This window comes from Thiohalophilus sp. (assembly GCF_034522235.1).
Taxonomy (GTDB): Bacteria; Pseudomonadota; Gammaproteobacteria; order UBA6429; family Thiohalophilaceae; genus Thiohalophilus.
In genome coordinates this window covers 292,235-308,540 of the sequence record NZ_JAXHLN010000003.1, presented here as the reverse complement: position 1 = coordinate 308,540, position 16,306 = coordinate 292,235, and the positions used below count along the sequence as shown (strand labels likewise).

Below are 16,306 nucleotides of genomic sequence, written 5' to 3'. Positions count from 1 at the left end.
AATTGAACCCCTATCGCCTCCGCTTTTCATTCTTCTTTTTCGCTGAGGCCAGCTCATTTTCATCAAGATAGCGATAGGTCTTGGCCGTGACATCCATCTGCAATCTGCCATCCTTGCTACTTGTAAGATTAATATCATGAAGAGTCACAATCCGCGGCAGGGCGGCGACACCACTGACGAACTTTCCAAACTGGTGATACGTGCCCAGCATGCTTATCTGGATCGGCAGTTCGGCATAAAATTCGATTCGCTTTTCTGACTGGGGTTTGAACAGCTCGAACTCGACACCGCTGCTTAGTCCGGTTTGCGAGACATCGATCAGCAGGTCATCCACCTCGGTTTTACTGGGCAGCTGCCGCAACATGGTGCCGAAAGACTCTTCCATCTCCTGCATCTGTTTTTTATAGGCATCCAGATTTGCCGCCTTCGCCTGTTTCTTCTCAAACTCTCTCTTCAGGCTTGGCTCTTTGGCCCGTACCTGCTCCAGCTGCTCCATTTTTTTCTGAATATGCAGGAAATACCCCAGGGCCAATACTGCAACACAGACTACGGCAACTACCGCCGCCTTGACCGCAGCCGGCCAGGAACCGATGGTACTCAGGTCTAATTCACTTAAATCGAGATCTTTCATTTTTTCTCATCCCCATCGGCACTGTCCACACTGACCTGTGACAGATGCAGAACAAATTCCCTCGAACTGTCCCGCTCATTACCTTTGCCTTTTTTCTGGATAACCTCCAACCGGGGATCCGTCAGCCAGTCCGAGGATTCGATATTGCGCATAAAGGCCGACACCCTGGCATTGGATTGGGCAACGCCATTGAGCACCAGCTTGTTGCCAGATTGCTTCAGACTGTCCAGATGTATCCCGTCCGGGATAATCCGCGCAACTTCATCAAACAGATGGACGACCTCGGGCCGATTGCGCTGCAATTGCTGTATGACGTCCATGCGGGCCAACAGACGTGCCTTGTCCTTTTCGAGCTGATTAATTTCCTTGATCTGTTTTTCGACTTTGCTGATTTCACCCTGCAGATACTGGTTTCGCGACTCCTGGTGATCGATCATGCCCGCCAGGCGCAAATGTACCGCCAGAATGATCAGTCCCATGAGAATCACAGACAGAACAAGAATGGTCAGAAACTGCCGTTGCTGCTCACGGCGTAATTCTTCGCGCCAGGGTAAGAGGTTGATATGTGCCATCAGTCAAAACTCCTCATGGCCAACCCGCAGGCGATCATCAATGCCGGGGCATCATTACTCAGGCTCTGCGCCTTGACCTTTGAGGCCAGTGTCATATTGGTAAACGGATTGGCAATAGAGGTATGCACGCCCAGCTTGTCGGCGATCATTTCGTCGATCCCGGCAATCATGGCGCTGCCCCCGGCCAGGACAATATGGTCCACACTGTTGTAGGCGCTGGAGGAGAAGAAAAACTGCAGAGAACGGCTGACCTGCTGGGCCATGGCGTCCTTGAATGGCTCCAGCACTTCCGGCACATAGTTGTCCGGCAAGCCGCCCTGGCGCTTGGCCATCCCGGCCTCTTCATAGGACAGGCCGTAACGCCGCTGAATCTCCTCGGTCAGCTGCTTGCCGCCGAAGACCTGCTCGCGGGTATAGATGTTTTTCAGATCGTGCATGACATTCAACGTGGTCATGGTCGCGCCGACATCCACCACGGCGACGGTCTGATCCAGCCCCTGTTCCGGTAACTGGGGTGCCAGCATCTGGAAGGCATTTTCCATAGCGTAGGCCTCGACATCGACAATCTTTGCCTTGAGGCCGGCCAGCTCTATGGCTGCCACGCGCACATCCACGTTCTCGCTGCGCGAAGCGGCCAGCAACACGTCCACCCGCTCGGGATCATTTTCCGAGGCACCCATCACCTCGAAATCGAGGTTCACCTCTTCCAGGGGATAGGGAATATATTGATCGGCTTCCAGCTGGATCTGTTGCTCCATGTCATCCTCGCTCAACGAGGAGGGCATGGAGATGATTTTGGTAATCACCGCCGAACCGGCCACGGCCGCCGCAGCCTGCTTGTTGCGGGTGCCCGAACGTTTGACCGCCCGTTTGATCGCTTCACCCACCGCCTCGACATCGGAAATGTTTTTCTCGATGACCGAGTTGGGCGGCAGCGGTTCCACCGCGTAACTTTCGACCCGCAGACGATCGCCGGCCTTCCCCAGCTCCAGCAGCTTGATCGCCGTGGAACTGATGTCTAGCCCGATGACGGGGGGTTTTTTCGGCTTGATGAGATCCCTGAGGCCCATATTTTTCTTTATTCGTAGTAAGTTATGGTAGATATATGTATAACTACTTTAGGTTTATGAGTCAACTATAGGTCAACAAAACTATAAAAACAAATGGGAATAGTGTTCACAGAACGGAAGAATTATACTGGACCCTTGCCCTGTATCGGGTGGGACAATCCGATTCTTTATTAAAATTAGATATATGAAGCCCATATTTAAGAAACTGGTCACATTTTCCCTCGCCTCCGCCTTAACCCTGGGTCTGCTTGGTGCGCTCGGCCTGCTGGGGGCCTACGCCTATATCACGCCACGCCTGCCGGATATCGACACCCTCAAGGATGTGCATCTGCAGGTCCCCCTGCGAATTTACGACAAAAAGGGCGGGTTGATCGCGGAATTCGGCGAAATGAAGCGAACTCCGCTGAAATACGAGGAATTCCCGCCTCGCCTGATCCAGGCGTTCCTGGCCGCCGAGGATGACCGCTTCTTCGAACATCCGGGCGTCGATTACCAGGGAATCCTGCGCGCCGCGATCAACTTGATCCTGACCGGCGAAAAGGGCCAGGGCGGCAGCACCATCACCATGCAGGTGGCGCGCAACTTCTTTTTGAGCCGGGAAAAGACCTACCTGCGCAAGCTCAACGAAATCTTCCTGGCGCTGAAAATCGAGGGCGAGCTCTCCAAGGAGGATATTCTCGCCCTCTATCTGAACAAGATCTATCTGGGCAAGCGGGCCTACGGTGTCTCCGCCGCCGCGCAGGTCTACTACGGCAAGGCGCTGGCCGATCTGAGCCTGGATGAAATGGCGATGGTCGCCGGACTGCCCAAGGCCCCCTCCAGCTACAATCCGGTAGCCAACCCCGCTCGCGCGATTCAGCGCCGCAACTATGTTCTGGGCCGAATGCGCGATCTCGACTACATCGCCGAAGAGGCGTACCAGCTCGCTCTGGCCGTCCCGGTCCACGCCAAAACCCACGGCCAGTCCATCGATCTCGAGGCACCCTATATCGCCGAGATGGTGCGTAACGAGATGGTCGCCCGCTACGGTGACGACGCCTACACCGCCGGTTACGAGGTTTACACCACCGTGGACCCGCAACGGCAAAAAGCCGCCAATCAGGCCCTGCGTGAGGCGTTGCTGGAATATGACCGGCGCCACGGCTATCGCGGCCCCGTTAATCATATCGATCTGCTCGGCAACGTCACCCCCGACCCGGCGCTGCAGCCCGGGGAGCTGCCAGAGAATGCCGAGCAGACCTTGCTCGAGATCCCGGCCGCCGAGGCGGACTGGGCTGCACTGCTGCGTAATGTGCCCGCCCCGGGCAACCTGACCCCGGCGCTGGTACTGGCGGTCGAGGAGCAGGCGGTCTACGCCCTGACCCGTGACAACCGGCTGACCTACCTGCCCTGGGAGCAACTCAACTGGGCACGCGAGTATATTGATGAAAACAATCGCGGACCGGAACTGGAATCAGCCGCCGAGGTGCTGCAACGGGGGGATGTGATTTACGTGACCCCGGCCGGGGCGGGTTGCAGCTGGCTGGCCCAGCTACCGCAGGTGGGCGGCGCGCTGGTCTCGCTCAACCCCGATAACGGCGCCATCGAGGCGCTCAGCGGTGGTTTCGACTATTACACCAGCAAATTCAACCGGGTCGTCCAGGCCCAGCGCCAGCCCGGCTCCAGCTTCAAGCCATTTATCTATTCGGCGGCAATCGACAAGGGTTTTACCGCCGCGAGCATCATCAATGACGCACCGGTGGTGTTCGATGCGCCCGGCCTGGAAGATACCTGGCGACCGGAAAACTACAGCGGTCGTTTCTACGGCCCTACCCGCCTGCGCGTGGCGCTGATCAAATCCCGCAACCTGGTCTCCATCCGCCTGTTGCGCGAAATCGGCATCGGTTACGCGTTGCGCTATCTCGAGCGTTTCGGCTTTGACCGCAATACTCTGCCGCGGGATCTCTCCCTGGCGCTGGGCAGCGGGGTCCTGACTCCCATGGAGCTGGCCCGCGGCTACGCCGTGTTTGCCAATGGCGGCTATTTCGTCGAGCCCAACTTGATCGATTACGTCCTGGATGCCGACCAGCAAGTCGTTCTGTTGAATCGACCGGCCCGGGTCTGCCCGGAATGTCTCGATGCCCGGAGCGAGGACGACACCGATCAGCCATCGGACGAGACCACCCCGGCGGACGAGCCGTGGGTGCCCAGCTTCACACAGGAAGAGGTAACGCCCCAGGAGTGGCGACAGGTCATGCAGGGACCGCAGCAGCCGCGCATTGCCCCGCGGGTGCTCACGCCGCAGACCGCGTTTTTAATGAACAGCATGATGCGTGAGGTGATCCGCCACGGCACCGGCCGCGGCGCCATGGTGCTGGGACGGGATGATCTGGCCGGCAAAACGGGCACCACCAACGATCAACGCGATGCCTGGTTCACCGGCTTCAACCGTAATCTGGTCACCATCTCCTGGGTCGGCTTCGACACGCCCCAGCCGCTCGGCTACCGGGAAACCGGCGCCCGCGCCGCCCTGCCCATGTGGATCAAATATATGCGCGAGGCCCTGCGCGACGAACCCGAGGCGCGGCTGGAACAGCCTCCGGGCATCGTCTCGGTATTGATTGATCCCGAAACCGGTGAACTGGCCGGCAGTGGTGCGCCGGACGCCGTGTTCGAGTATTTTCTGGAAGATCAGGTGCCCGAGCGCCGCACCGAAAACCGGGTCGATTCGAACGGTGACCAGCAGGGCAGTGGCAACATCACCCGCGATCTCTTCTAGCCGTCGTACAATGGGACACAAACACACCAAGGATCTGCAAATGCGGCAGCGGCTGGCCCAGGCCGCCGCCCAGATCCTGGCCGAGACCGGCAGCCGCGATTTCTACGCCGCCAAACGCAAGGCGGCCCTGCACCTGGGTGCGGTGGATACCCGCAACATGCCCAGCAACACTGAAATCGATCAGGCCCTGCGCGAGTACCAGCGTCTGTTCCGGGCCGATGCCCAGCCAGCGGCCCTGCAAAACCTGCGCGCCCGGGCCCTGCAGGCGATGGAATTTTTTGCCCCCTTCAGACCCAAACTGGTCGGCAGCGTCCTCGACGGCAGCGCCGACATCCACTCGCCCGTGGTCCTGCACCTGTTCGTGCCGCGCCTCGAAGATCTGGACATCTTTTTGATGGAGCACCAGATCCCTTATGAGCAGGGCGAACGCAAGGTCCGCTTCTCCGCGGAACAGACCCTCACGCTGCCGGTGCTGCGCTTTTATGCGGAAGACACTCGCGTTGAGCTGGTGGTGTTTGTCCAGGACGGCCCCCTCCAGCCACCCCTGAGTCCGGTCGATGGCCGGCCGATGCAACGGGCCTCATTGAACCGGGTGCGGGAACTGCTGGACTAGGCCCGGGGCGTATACGCCACCCGCGCCACGCCACTGTCCTGCGCCGCCCGCGCCACCGCCCCGGAGACAAACTCTCGCAATCGCGGATCAAACGGCTTGGGAATGATGTAGTCCCGTCCAAAGACGAGCTGTTCGAGTCCGTAGGCCTGCAGCACCTCCCGCGGCACCGGCTCATGGGCCAGCTGCGCCAGCGCCTTCACCGCCGCGATCGCCATCTCGGTATTGATGGCCGAGGCCTGCACATCCAGCGCCCCGCGAAAAATAAACGGAAACCCCAGAACATTGTTCACCTGATTGGCATAATCACTGCGCCCGGTCGCCATGATCAGATCGCTGCGTGCCGCATGGGCATTGGCCGGGGTGATCTCCGGATCGGGATTGGAAAGGGCAAAGACAATGGGATTATCGGCCATGCGCTGCAGCATGCCCGGCGAGACCAGATTCGGCCCCGAAACCCCGATGAAAACATCCGCGCCGGCCAGCGCCTCTTCCAGGGTGCGCAGGCCGGTGCGCCGGGCAAATTCGCGCTTGTGGGCATTAATGTTGCGCCGCTCGGAATGAATGACCCCTTTACGATCCACCAGCGTGATATGCCGCTTGTCGGCGCCCAGTTCATGCAACAGTCGCATCGAGGCGATGCCCGCCGAACCGGCGCCCAGGCAAACGATACGCGCCTCCTTGAGCGTGCGCCCGGTCAGCTCCAGGGCATTGAGCAGTCCGGCGGCAATGATGATCGCAGTGCCGTGCTGATCATCATGGAATACCGGAATATCCAGTTGCTCCTTGAGCGCCTGCTCGATATCGAAGCAGTCGGGCGCGGCGATATCCTCCAGGTTGATCCCGCCAAAACTCGGCGCGATACGGCGCACGGTGTCGATAAAAGCTTTTGGGGATTCAGCATCCACCTCGATGTCTACCACATCCACATCGGCGAAATATTTAAACAGCACCGCCTTGCCTTCCATCACCGGCTTGCTGGCCAGCGCGCCCACGTTGCCCAGTCCCAGCACCGCGGTGCCGTTGGAAATAACGGCCACCAGATTCCCCTTGTTGGTATAGCGATAGGCCCGCTGCGGATCCTCGGCGATGGCCCGCACCGGCACCGCCACCCCCGGCGTGTAGGCCAGGCTCAGATCGTGCTGGGTCGCGACCGGCTTGGTCAGGGCGGTGGCGGTTTTACCCGGGCGCGGTTCGGCGTGATAGCGCAGGGCCTGTTCGGAAAAGGGCAGTTCGTCGTCGTTCATGATCTCATTCAACTCAATCCGTTGTGCTACCGGCAAAACTCCGCACCGGGCCAATGGTTATCTCAGCGGGAATTCCCATGGTGGGGCATGCCCCGCTGTTTTGCCAGCGGGGCTTTAGTCAGCCCCTTCCAGCAGTGCCGCCGGGTGGCGCAAACGCATGCGCCACTGGCCATTGCGCCGATAGATCCAGCCCTGCGCCAGCAGTGGTTGCCGGCGCCAGGCCTCGATCTGCCGACGCTCGAAATAATCCAGATCCGATCGGACGATACGCAGCGCAAACTCCTCACCCAGGTTGAGCCACAACGCGGAGCGACTTTCGCCAATGCGGGTCAGGCGCCCGTGCACCAACCGATAGCCTTCGGCATTGCCCGCATTCAGTTGCGCGGCAGACAAGGGCTGATAGGCCGGCAGAGCCCACAGACCCCGTTGCGTCCGGCGTGCCGCCTGCTGAGCGCGGCGATAACAGTCGACGAACTTCAGATTCGGCGGAATGACCAGCAGCTGCCCGGCCCCCGCGGCAAGCAGCCGGCGAGTGATGTTACGCCCCTGGTGATCGAACACATGGGCCAGCAGACGACCGTAACGATCCCGCCGCTGCTGATCATAGACCAGCGACCAGGGCCCTTCGGCATAGGCCTGCAGCTGGCGCCGCGCGGTGTCGGCATAAGGCTCGGCGGGCTGTTCCTCGCGGGCCCGTTCGGGGGTATTGATGCCGATGATCCGCAGCTTGCGCCCGTCATGCAGGTGCACGGTGTCGCCGTCATGCACATAACGCACGCTGACCTGTGCGTCGAATTGCGCCGGCCGGCAGATGTCGGCGATCGCCGCCGACGATCCCAGCACCAACAAAAAAGGCGCTGTGAACAGCGCCTTTTTGATAACTTCCGTCGTGCGTATCGCCACGGACTTACTTTTTCATGCCGTACTTCTGGCGGAACTTGTCCACGCGACCGGCGGTATCCAGCAGTTTCTGCTTGCCGGTATAGAACGGATGACACTGGGCGCAGACTTCGATATTCAGATCCTTGCCGACCGTCGAGCGGGTGGTGAAGTGATTGCCACAACTACAGGTGACGGACACTTCCTGGTAAGCGGGGTGGATTTCAGCTTTCATGGGTAACCTCACAGTTCTCTTTCGGGCGCATCGCCACCCCGGCCTCTCCGGAGCACCATACGCAACGAGGCCGGCGATCATACGGGAATTGGCCGCCGCAGGGCAAGCCTTGCCGGTGATTTACGCCTTGCTGCGGGGCTGTTCGGGAAACGGCAGAATGCGCGCACAGCGGCGGAACGGCGGACGCCGGCAGTGCTGCAAATCGTCATAGGCCTCGTCCAGGTGACTGAAGCTGGACCACATCATGTTGGAAATGGAGATACAGGCCGAGAGGGGGTTGCTGGCGGTATTTCGCACCTGGTTAATACGCCATTGCAGCCGCCGCAACCGCTCCTGGCGGTCGGTCGGAGCACGGGTAATACAGTAATCCAGCACCCGATCCCGCAAATCCTCGAAACGCGCCGGATCGGTTTTGGCCAGGCGTACCCAATCGTCGAAATCGATATGGTAGGCCGTCTCGGATCTTGCCATGGTTTGGTCCTGCAGTTTCCCGGGGCAACCCGACAGCGGCACCCCTGCAGTAATCTTCGTCCTTTTCCCCGAAGCTGTCAAAACCGGTACTGTGCATCAGCTCACAAACCACCTGAAGAACTGTTTGCAGTGGTTTGTCCTGGCAGGAATTTTCGTCTTGATTCAGTGCTGCCGCGGGATGGGGTCTGATCAACGCTTCATGGAGTCAAAAAACTCGGCGTTGGTCTTGGTCGCCTCCAGTTTGTCGTGCAGGAATTCCATGGCGGCCACTTCATCCATGTCGTGCACCACCTTGCGCAGGATCCACATTTTCTGCAACTCGTCGGGGGCCGTCAGCAACTCTTCGCGACGGGTACCCGAGCGATTGATGTTGATCGACGGATAGATACGCCGCTCGGCAATCTTGCGATCCAGATGGATCTCCATGTTGCCGGTCCCCTTGAACTCCTCGTAGATCACATCGTCCATGCGCGAGCCGGTCTCGACCAGCGCGGTGGCGACGATGGTCAGGCTGCCGCCTTCCTCGATGTTGCGTGCCGCGCCGAAGAAGCGTTTGGGTCGCTGCAGGGCGTTGGCATCCACACCGCCGGTCAGCACCTTGCCGGAGGAGGGCACCACGGTGTTATAGGCGCGGCCCAGGCGGGTGATGGAATCAAGCAGGATCACCACGTCTTTTTTGTGTTCCACCAGCCGCTTGGCCTTTTCGATCACCATCTCGGCCACCTGCACGTGGCGGCTGGCCGGCTCGTCGAAGGTACTGGAGACCACCTCGCCGCGCACCGAGCGCGACATTTCGGTCACTTCCTCGGGCCGCTCGTCGATCAGCAGAACGATCAGATGGCATTCGGGATGGTTATGGGTAATGGAGTGGGCGATGTTGTGCAACATCATGGTCTTGCCGGCCTTGGGCGGCGAGACCAGCAGGGCGCGCTGGCCCTTGCCGATGGGGGCAACCATGTCGATGACCCGGGCGGTAATATCCTCGGAACTGCCGTTACCGATCTCCAGTTGCATCCGTTCATTGGGATGCAGCGGGGTCAGATTTTCGAACAACACCTTGTTCTTGGCTTTTTCCGGCGGCTCAAAATTGATTTCGTTAACCTTGAGCATCGCGAAGTAACGTTCGCTGTCCTTGGGCGGGCGAATCTTGCCGGAAATCGTGTCGCCGGTACGCAGGGCAAAGCGCCGGATCTGACTGGGCGAGACATAGATATCATCGGGGCCGGCCATGTAGGAGCTTTCCGCCGAACGCAGAAAGCCGAAACCGTCCTGCAGGATCTCCAGAACACCATCGCCGTAGATATCTTCGCCGCTTTTGGCGTGGGCCTTGAGAATGGAGAAAATGATGTCCTGTTTGCGCGAGCGGGACATACCCTCGATACCCACCTGTTCGGCGAGCACGATCAAATCGGTGACATGCTTTTGTTTGAGTTCCGTGAGGTTCATAGGTGTTTTCTTACAATCAGGTTGGTTACGCGGCATCACACGCACCGGACTGCCGGCTACGCGGTCAGCGTCGTATCAGGGTTGCTTGAGGGGTTGCCCGTGAAGGCAGATTACAAATAAAACGATGGTATTCGTATGCGTTCTTGGCCTTAAAGTTATCACCAAAAAACAGGTTCGTCCAGCCCCGACGTGATGAGCTGGACCAGAAAAATGTTCACAGGTTGCTGTCGATGAACGCGGTCAGCTGGGACTTGGAAACCGCGCCTACCTTGGTCGCCTCGACATTGCCGCCTTTGAACAACATCAGGGTCGGAATACCGCGAATCCCGAACTTGGGCGGGGTCCCGGGATTTTCATCAATATTGAGTTTGGCGACCTTGATCTTGCCGGCATATTCATCGGCAATCTCATCCAGAATCGGCGCAATCATTTTGCAGGGACCGCACCAGTCTGCCCAGTAATCGACCAGCACCGGCTCTTCCGCTTTGAGAACTTCATCTTCAAACGTGGCGTCTGTGACGTAAACGATCTTGTCGCTCAACGTGTTTCTCCCATTTGTGTTGTTTTGCAGTCGCAGAACATTGACTGACTCGGGTGATATCGGGCGGCTAACCTTAACACGTCTTCGGGCGCCGGACATACCATGTGGGCCATTGCCCTGCTCGAGCGGGGTCGCCTGCGCAGGGGGTGTATGAAATCACATTTGAGCCCAAGATTGGCGTTATTTCAAGTCCCAAAAAGACACCGATCTGCTATTCTGTGCGCCCATGAGTGATACACATCTGTCCGACACCCGCTTCGACAGCCTGGATCTGCCCGCCCCGCTGCTGCAAGGCATTGAAGAGGCGGGCTTTTCATACTGCACCCCGGTTCAGGCCGAGACCCTGCCCCTCGCCCTCGCGGGCAGGGATGTCTCCGGTCAGGCCCAGACCGGCACCGGCAAGACCGCGGCGTTTCTGATCGCCCTGTTTACCCATCTGCTGCGCCATCCCGCCGACGCCCAGCGCAAGCCCAACCAGCCCCGCGCGCTGATCCTGGCTCCGACCCGCGAACTGGCGGTGCAGATCCACAAGGACGCCGAACTGCTCAATAAACACCTGAACATGCGGCTGGGCCTGGCTTACGGGGGCACCGGCTACGAGAGCCAGCGCCAGCAGCTGGAAGCCGGGGTCGATGTCCTGATCGGCACCCCCGGGCGGATCATCGATTATTTCAAGCAGAAGGTGTTCGATCTGCACGCCATCCAGGTGATGATTCTGGATGAGGCCGATCGCATGTTCGATCTCGGCTTCATCAAGGATATTCGCTTTTTGCTGCGCCGCCTGCCCGAGGCCGACCGGCGGCTGAACCTGCTGTTCTCCGCCACGCTCTCACACCGGGTCAAGGAGCTGGCCTATGAACACATGAACAACCCCGAAGCGGTGGAGATCGAGCCGGAGCAGATCACCGCCGAGCAGGTGGTCGAAAGCGTCTATTACCCCGCCAAGGAAGAGAAGATCAGTCTGCTGCTGGGCATCCTCACCAATCAGCACGTCGAGCGTGCGCTGATCTTCGTCAACACCAAACGGGTGGGGGAGAAGATCGCCGACTACCTGCGCGGCAACGACCAGGCCGCCGCGCTGCTGACCGGCGATGTACCGCAAAAACAGCGCCTCAATCTGCTGCGTCAGTTCAGTGACGGGGAGCTCAACCTGCTGGTGGCCACCGATGTGGCCGCCCGCGGTCTGCACATTCCGGCGGTCAGCCATGTCATCAACTTCGATCTGCCGCAGGACGCCGAAGACTATGTGCATCGCATCGGCCGCACGGCCCGCGCCGGCGCCACGGGCGAGGCGATCAGCTTCGCCTGTGATGAGTATGTCTTCTCACTGCCGGATATTGAGGCGTACATCGGCCACAAGATCCCCGTGGCCCCGATGGATCCGCAGTTACTGATCAAACCCAACCCCCCACAACGGGATCCCAACGCCCGGCCGCCCCGCAAAAAAACCGCACAGGGCCGGCGGCGCCCCGGGCAGGGTGGCCAACGGCGCGGTGGCAATGCCCGGTAACGCAACAGCCAGTCCCGCCCCCTGAGGCTGGCTTACGTCGCTCAGCGCCTTGACTCCGGCTTGTATTGGAACGATCGACACTAAAACGAGACGCCCGACCCTGCCGGGTCATTCGCCGGGTCTGGGGCAGGGCTTTTGAAAATAGCGGGTCAGGGCACAGGTGCCCGCCGTCAATAACCAGAACAAAAAGAAGCCGACGGTATACCCCGCCAGGCGACTGATCTCGCCGTAACCGGCCTGCTCCACCAGCAACTGTGGATCAAACGCTGTGAAGAACAGGATCGTCGCCAGACCCGCGGTCAAAAACGAGGGCCAGAGTACCGCGACCACCTGCTGGATTTTCGGTATTTGCGACATCTTCTTTCTCCCGGACAAAAGCCCGCTGATTATAGCCCTTATTCGCCTGTGCCTTGAGCGGGCGCAAGCTCGATCCGCCCCTCGCCGGGCCATTCCAGCCGCCCAATCAGGCGCCAGCTCCCCTGTTCCGGCTCCAGCAACAGATGCCAGTGTCCCGCCTGCGGCGTCTCCAGCCGGCCGCGATAACGGTCGGGCGCTTCCCCCGCCACCAACCAGAGCAACTGGTCCTGATTGGCCCGGGTGGGATGAAGCAGGCGCAGGCGGAGTCTGTCCGCCGCAACCGGTTGCTTGCCGCTCAATACCAGCTGTACCCGGCCGTCCGCGCCGATCCGCCCGCTCGCCTGCAGATCCAGAAAACGGGCGTGGCGATCCCGGGCGAGGGTCTGATTAATCGCCAGCCCCTGTTTGTAATAGTCATCCACCACCAGCCCATCGGGGTTCTGCATGGCAATGATCAGGGTCGCAATACTGGCGATGACCGCCGCGCCCGGCAGGGCGATCAGGGCCCAGGGCCAGAACTGCCGATACCAGGGTGGCGGGTTATTTTCGACAGCCGTGTAAGCCATTCCCGTGATCCCCTTGAGTTAGCGCATCGCCGGACCAATAAAACGGCCGGTCTGGGTGACCGACAGATCCGGTTGATCGATGGCTTGCAGATGAAACTTGATGTCATAACCGGTCTTCTCCAGATAGACCGGGTCGATACGTAACTGTACCGGCAGCTGGGTAACACTCCCGCCTTCCACGTGCAAGGTCTCGCGCCCCATGTGTAATTCCATCTGCGGCGGGCCGTCGATGGTCAGGCGATAGGTATGCGCGGCCTCATCCATATTCAGTATCTTGAGGGTATAGATATTTTCCACCAGGCCCTGATTGGTTTCGCGATACAGGGTATTGCGATCACGCAGCACGTTCAGTTCCACGGGCACCCGGGTGGCAATGCTGTAAAAGACCGCTGCCGTAATCAGTACCAGTAATAGCCCATAAACGACAATACGTGGCCGCAGGATGCTGGCGCGCTTGCCCTCCAGGGCATTTTCGGTGGTATAGCGGATCAGCCCGCGTGGATAATCCATCTTGTCCATGACTTCATTACAGGCATCGATACAGGCGGCACAACCGATACACTGATATTGCAGTCCCTCGCGGATATCGATCCCGGTAGGGCAGGCCTGCACACAGAGCGTACAGTTGATACAGTCACCCAGCCCGGCCTGCTCACGATCGGTACTGCGTTTGCGTGCGCCGCGCGGCTCACCCCGGTTGGGATCGTAGGAGATGACTAACGTGTCCTTGTCGAACATGGCACTTTGAAAACGCGCATACGGACACATGTAGATGCACACCTGCTCGCGCATGAAGCCGGCATTGCCATACGTGGCAAAACCGTAGAAAAAGACCCAGAAGGTCTCCCACGGCCCCAGATCAAATTGCAGCATGCTCTGCCACAACTCGGTAATCGGTGTGAAATAGCCGACAAACGTGAAGCCGGTCCACAAGGACAACAAGATCCACACAGCCTGTTTGCCACCACGGCGTAAAAGCTTGTTGGCGTTCCAGGGCGATTTGGCCAGCTTCATCTGTTTGGGCCGATCGCCCTCGATCTTGCGTTCGATCCAGAGAAACAGCTCAGTCCAGACTGTCTGCGGACAGGCATAACCACACCATAGACGGCCCGCAAGGGCAGTAAAGAAAAACAGCGACAGGCCGGCGATGATCAACAACGCCGCCAGATAGAAAAAATCCTGCGGCCAGAAGGTCAGCCCGAATATATAAAACTTGCGTGCCGGCAGATCGAACAACACCGCCTGATGGCCGTCCCAGGAAAACCATGGCAACAGGTAATAAAGGCCCAGCAAGACCAGCACCCCGAGAATTCGCAGGGTGGCAAAAATACCGTGCACTTCGCGCGGATAGATCTTCTGGTGTTTGGCGTAAAGTTCCTGCTCAACCGCCTGTTCGGACGAGTGAGCCTGGTGTTTCGGGTTATTCATCGACACCCCGATAACTGCTTGATTGTCCTGGTTTATCCAATCTGATTCCCGTCAACCGGATGCCGGCCCGGGCCAATGGCTCATGGCCTGCGGCGAACGAACATATGCTATAGGTCATTGTTTGGGCGGTCGAATAAAAAATACATAAAAAAGATAGCCGACGATGGCAACCGAAATCACCAGCACGCTCAGCGACAGGATACCGGTCCAGGTTCCGAACAGCAGTTCCAGCATGACGCAACTCCTTATGATGTTGGGCGGCGGGCAACAGCCCGCCGCCGCCGCGGCGGATTAATCAGACAGACTGTAGACGTAGGCCGCCAGCAAATGCACCTTGTCCTCGCCAAGAAACTCCTCGTGCGCGGGCATCTGGCCCTGACGCCCCTCGCGAATTGTCTGACGAATCACTCCCGGCGATCCGCCATACAACCAGATGTTGTCGGTCAGGTTGGGCGCTCCCATCGCAATCTGTCCCCTGGCATCCGGGCCGTGGCAGACGGCGCAGTTCTGGTTAAATACCTGTTTGCCGGCCTGGATCCTGGCCGCATCGGCTTCGCGACCGCTGAGGCTCATCACATAGGCAGTCACATTATCGATCTTCTCCTCACCCAGATGGGCCTGGGCAGGCATCACGCCGGTACGCCCGTTGAGGATACTGGTCTTGATCGCCTGGGGATGCCCCCCCACAACCAGGCATCATCCTTGAGGCTGGGAAACCCGCGCGCCCCGCCGGCATCAGAACCGTGACAGGTGGCGCAATAGTTCAGGAACAGGCGTCGGCCGGAGGCCATCGCCTCATCATCCTGCGCCAGCACCGGAATCTCGGTTTCGGCATAACGGGCAAAGATGGGACCATATTCCTGCTGGGCCACGTCCATCTCCTGCTCATACTGGCCGGTGGACGTCCAGTTCAGGACGCCCTTGAAATTACCCAGCCCCGGATACAGGATTAGATAGATCAGCGCGAAAATAATGGTGATGTAAAACAGCCACAACCACCAGTTGGGCAGCGGGTTGTTGTACTCCTCCAGGTTGCCATCCCAGGTATGCCCGGTGACATCGCCTTCGGCCGCCTCACCACTACGGCTTTTGGTGGTCCATTTAATTAACCAGTAGCAGGCGAAAATCATGCCCAGGCTAATCACGGCCACAAACCAGCTCCAGAAGCTACTCATGATCCGTTCTCCTTATTCTTTTGCTCGCGGGGATATTCCGGCTCGTTCAGGGGCAGATGAGCCGCTTCGTGAAAATCACGCTTGCGTTTACTGCTCCAGGCCCAGATAAAAATGCCAATGAATACCACAAAAATAACCACGGTGTACCAGCTGCGCACGTCGTTCATATCCATTGCGTTTACCTCCGTGCCTTGATGCTGGTACCCAGGCTCTGCAAATAGGCCACCAGGGCATCCATCTCTGTTTTCCCCCTGACATCCTCGGCCGCGCTGGCGATCTCCTCCTCGCTGTACGTCTGGCAACCGTTACAGGTCGCTCTGGTGAGCTTGTTCATCACCTGCAGTTTTCTGGCCGTGTACTTGCCGTCGAGTTCGTTCTCCGCCAGCCAGGGGAAGCCCGGCATGTTGGATTCGGGCACCACATCGCGCGGATTGATCAGATGAACCCGATGCCACTCGTCCGAATAGCGCCCGCCGACCCGCGCCAGATCCGGCCCGGTCCGCTTGGAGCCCCACTGGAACGGCCGGTCATAGACGAACTCGCCGGCCACCGAATAGTGCCCATAGCGTTCGGTCTCGGCCCGGAACGGACGAATCATCTGCGAATGGCAGGTATAGCAACCCTCGCGCACATAGATATCACGACCTTCCAGCTGCAACGCGCTGTAGGGCTTGAGCCCGTCGACCGGCTCGGTCGTATCCTTGATAAAAAACAGCGGCACGATTTCCACCAGTCCCCCGAAACTGATCACGATAACAATGAGCAGGGCCAGGAGGCCGGCACGTGTTTCTATTTTGTCATGACTCATGA

18 protein-coding genes and 1 pseudogene are annotated in these 16,306 nt (G+C 59.1%); 3 read left to right on the top strand and 16 right to left on the bottom strand.

Going from position 1 to position 16,306, the window contains the following annotated elements:
* Positions 1 to 10: 10 nt before the first annotated feature.
* From U5J94_RS04390 to U5J94_RS04380, 3 genes are read right to left on the bottom strand one after another with little or no spacing between them, the layout of a single operon-like run.
* Entirely contained in the window at positions 11 to 631 is a 621-nt protein-coding gene (locus U5J94_RS04390; RefSeq protein ID WP_322564421.1) for a type 4a pilus biogenesis protein PilO, read from the bottom strand.
* Positions 628 to 1,203 (bottom strand): PilN domain-containing protein, encoded by a 576-nt coding sequence (locus U5J94_RS04385; RefSeq protein WP_322564420.1) that lies wholly within the window; start codon positions 1,201 to 1,203, stop codon positions 628 to 630. Before U5J94_RS04385 ends, U5J94_RS04390 begins: the two co-directional genes overlap by 4 nt.
* Positions 1,203 to 2,273 (bottom strand): pilus assembly protein PilM, encoded by a 1,071-nt coding sequence (locus U5J94_RS04380; RefSeq protein WP_322564419.1) that lies wholly within the window; start codon positions 2,271 to 2,273, stop codon positions 1,203 to 1,205. Before U5J94_RS04380 ends, U5J94_RS04385 begins: the two co-directional genes overlap by 1 nt.
* Positions 2,274 to 2,457: 184 nt before the next feature.
* Here U5J94_RS04380 and U5J94_RS04375 point away from each other — a divergent pair, with 184 nt between their 5' ends.
* Together U5J94_RS04375 and U5J94_RS04370 are read left to right on the top strand one after the other, a co-directional pair.
* Positions 2,458 to 5,031 carry a penicillin-binding protein 1A gene (locus U5J94_RS04375; RefSeq protein WP_322564418.1) on the top strand — a complete coding sequence of 858 codons (2,574 nt, stop codon included), beginning with the start codon at positions 2,458 to 2,460 and terminating at the stop codon, positions 5,029 to 5,031.
* 10 nt (positions 5,032 to 5,041) lie between these two features.
* On the top strand, positions 5,042 to 5,644 hold the full coding sequence (locus U5J94_RS04370; protein ID WP_322564417.1) for a hypothetical protein: 603 nt from the start codon (positions 5,042 to 5,044) through the stop codon (positions 5,642 to 5,644).
* Here U5J94_RS04370 and U5J94_RS04365 read toward each other — a convergent pair.
* From U5J94_RS04365 to trxA, 6 genes are all read right to left on the bottom strand, one after another.
* Complete coding sequence (locus U5J94_RS04365) at positions 5,641 to 6,888, bottom strand: malic enzyme-like NAD(P)-binding protein (RefSeq protein ID WP_322564416.1); 1,248 nt, start codon at positions 6,886 to 6,888, stop codon at positions 5,641 to 5,643. The two genes, U5J94_RS04370 and U5J94_RS04365, sit on opposite strands and share 4 nt — an antisense overlap.
* 114 nt (positions 6,889 to 7,002) lie before the next feature.
* On the bottom strand, positions 7,003 to 7,791 hold the full coding sequence (locus U5J94_RS04360; protein ID WP_322564415.1) for a thermonuclease family protein: 789 nt from the start codon (positions 7,789 to 7,791) through the stop codon (positions 7,003 to 7,005).
* 4 nt (positions 7,792 to 7,795) lie between these two features.
* Positions 7,796 to 8,002 (bottom strand): 50S ribosomal protein L31, encoded by a 207-nt coding sequence (gene rpmE, locus U5J94_RS04355; RefSeq protein ID WP_134080516.1) that lies wholly within the window; start codon positions 8,000 to 8,002, stop codon positions 7,796 to 7,798.
* Positions 8,003 to 8,122: 120 nt separating this feature from the next.
* Positions 8,123 to 8,473 carry a DUF3135 domain-containing protein gene (locus U5J94_RS04350; protein WP_322564414.1) on the bottom strand — a complete coding sequence of 117 codons (351 nt, stop codon included), beginning with the start codon at positions 8,471 to 8,473 and terminating at the stop codon, positions 8,123 to 8,125.
* Between the two features lie 189 nt (positions 8,474 to 8,662).
* Positions 8,663 to 9,919, bottom strand: a complete 1,257-nt coding sequence (gene rho, locus U5J94_RS04345; protein ID WP_322564413.1) for a transcription termination factor Rho — start codon at positions 9,917 to 9,919, stop codon at positions 8,663 to 8,665.
* Positions 9,920 to 10,133: 214 nt separating this feature from the next.
* Positions 10,134 to 10,460, bottom strand: a complete 327-nt coding sequence (trxA, locus tag U5J94_RS04340; protein WP_322564412.1) for a thioredoxin TrxA — start codon at positions 10,458 to 10,460, stop codon at positions 10,134 to 10,136.
* 226 nt (positions 10,461 to 10,686) lie between these two features.
* On the opposite strand from trxA, the gene rhlB reads away from it, so the two are divergent.
* Complete coding sequence (gene rhlB / locus U5J94_RS04335) at positions 10,687 to 11,970, top strand: ATP-dependent RNA helicase RhlB (RefSeq protein WP_322564411.1); 1,284 nt, start codon at positions 10,687 to 10,689, stop codon at positions 11,968 to 11,970.
* 108 nt (positions 11,971 to 12,078) lie between these two features.
* Here the strand turns inward: rhlB and U5J94_RS04330 are convergent, their stop codons facing one another.
* From U5J94_RS04330 to ccoO, 7 genes and pseudogenes are all read right to left on the bottom strand, one after another.
* The gene (locus U5J94_RS04330; protein WP_322564410.1) at positions 12,079 to 12,327 is read right to left on the bottom strand and encodes a hypothetical protein; all 249 of its coding nucleotides are present in this window, start codon (positions 12,325 to 12,327) and stop codon (positions 12,079 to 12,081) included.
* 38 nt (positions 12,328 to 12,365) lie between these two features.
* Positions 12,366 to 12,893 carry a FixH family protein gene (locus U5J94_RS04325; protein WP_322564409.1) on the bottom strand — a complete coding sequence of 176 codons (528 nt, stop codon included), beginning with the start codon at positions 12,891 to 12,893 and terminating at the stop codon, positions 12,366 to 12,368.
* Positions 12,894 to 12,911: 18 nt separating this feature from the next.
* Positions 12,912 to 14,321: a cytochrome c oxidase accessory protein CcoG gene (gene ccoG, locus U5J94_RS04320; protein ID WP_322564408.1), complete on the bottom strand. Its 1,410-nt coding sequence runs from the start codon at positions 14,319 to 14,321 to the stop codon at positions 12,912 to 12,914.
* A gap of 114 nt (positions 14,322 to 14,435) precedes the next feature.
* On the bottom strand, positions 14,436 to 14,555 hold the full coding sequence (locus U5J94_RS04315) for a DUF3149 domain-containing protein (protein WP_322564407.1): 120 nt from the start codon (positions 14,553 to 14,555) through the stop codon (positions 14,436 to 14,438).
* 57 nt (positions 14,556 to 14,612) lie between these two features.
* Positions 14,613 to 15,496, bottom strand: a pseudogene (gene ccoP, locus U5J94_RS15215) (cytochrome-c oxidase, cbb3-type subunit III).
* A complete protein-coding gene (locus U5J94_RS04300; RefSeq protein ID WP_322564405.1) occupies positions 15,493 to 15,669 on the bottom strand; it encodes a cbb3-type cytochrome c oxidase subunit 3 in 177 nt (58 codons plus the stop codon). Before U5J94_RS04300 ends, ccoP begins: the two are co-directional and overlap by 4 nt.
* A 5-nt stretch (positions 15,670 to 15,674) precedes the next feature.
* On the bottom strand, positions 15,675 to 16,304 hold the full coding sequence (gene ccoO, locus U5J94_RS04295) for a cytochrome-c oxidase, cbb3-type subunit II (protein WP_322564404.1): 630 nt from the start codon (positions 16,302 to 16,304) through the stop codon (positions 15,675 to 15,677).
* Positions 16,305 to 16,306 lie beyond the last annotated feature (2 nt).

Excerpts from the sequence above, each read along its gene's own strand:
- ccoO (WP_322564404.1), bottom strand. The coding sequence starts at position 16,304 with ATGAGTCATGACAAAATAGAAACACGTGCCGGCCTCCTGGCCCTGCTC.
- ccoG (WP_322564408.1), bottom strand. The coding sequence starts at position 14,321 with ATGAATAACCCGAAACACCAGGCTCACTCGTCCGAACAGGCGGTTGAG.
- U5J94_RS04385 (WP_322564420.1), bottom strand. The coding sequence starts at position 1,203 with ATGGCACATATCAACCTCTTACCCTGGCGCGAAGAATTACGCCGTGAG.
- U5J94_RS04325 (WP_322564409.1), bottom strand. The coding sequence starts at position 12,893 with ATGGCTTACACGGCTGTCGAAAATAACCCGCCACCCTGGTATCGGCAG.
- U5J94_RS04300 (WP_322564405.1), bottom strand. The coding sequence starts at position 15,669 with ATGGATATGAACGACGTGCGCAGCTGGTACACCGTGGTTATTTTTGTG.
- U5J94_RS04330 (WP_322564410.1), bottom strand. The coding sequence starts at position 12,327 with ATGTCGCAAATACCGAAAATCCAGCAGGTGGTCGCGGTACTCTGGCCC.
- U5J94_RS04375 (WP_322564418.1), top strand. The coding sequence starts at position 2,458 with ATGAAGCCCATATTTAAGAAACTGGTCACATTTTCCCTCGCCTCCGCC.
- U5J94_RS04365 (WP_322564416.1), bottom strand. The coding sequence starts at position 6,888 with ATGAACGACGACGAACTGCCCTTTTCCGAACAGGCCCTGCGCTATCAC.
- U5J94_RS04350 (WP_322564414.1), bottom strand. The coding sequence starts at position 8,473 with ATGGCAAGATCCGAGACGGCCTACCATATCGATTTCGACGATTGGGTA.
- rpmE (WP_134080516.1), bottom strand. The coding sequence starts at position 8,002 with ATGAAAGCTGAAATCCACCCCGCTTACCAGGAAGTGTCCGTCACCTGT.
- U5J94_RS04315 (WP_322564407.1), bottom strand. The coding sequence starts at position 14,555 with ATGCTGGAACTGCTGTTCGGAACCTGGACCGGTATCCTGTCGCTGAGC.
- U5J94_RS04380 (WP_322564419.1), bottom strand. The coding sequence starts at position 2,273 with ATGGGCCTCAGGGATCTCATCAAGCCGAAAAAACCCCCCGTCATCGGG.
- rhlB (WP_322564411.1), top strand. The coding sequence starts at position 10,687 with ATGAGTGATACACATCTGTCCGACACCCGCTTCGACAGCCTGGATCTG.
- U5J94_RS04390 (WP_322564421.1), bottom strand. The coding sequence starts at position 631 with ATGAAAGATCTCGATTTAAGTGAATTAGACCTGAGTACCATCGGTTCC.
- rho (WP_322564413.1), bottom strand. The coding sequence starts at position 9,919 with ATGAACCTCACGGAACTCAAACAAAAGCATGTCACCGATTTGATCGTG.
- U5J94_RS04370 (WP_322564417.1), top strand. The coding sequence starts at position 5,042 with ATGGGACACAAACACACCAAGGATCTGCAAATGCGGCAGCGGCTGGCC.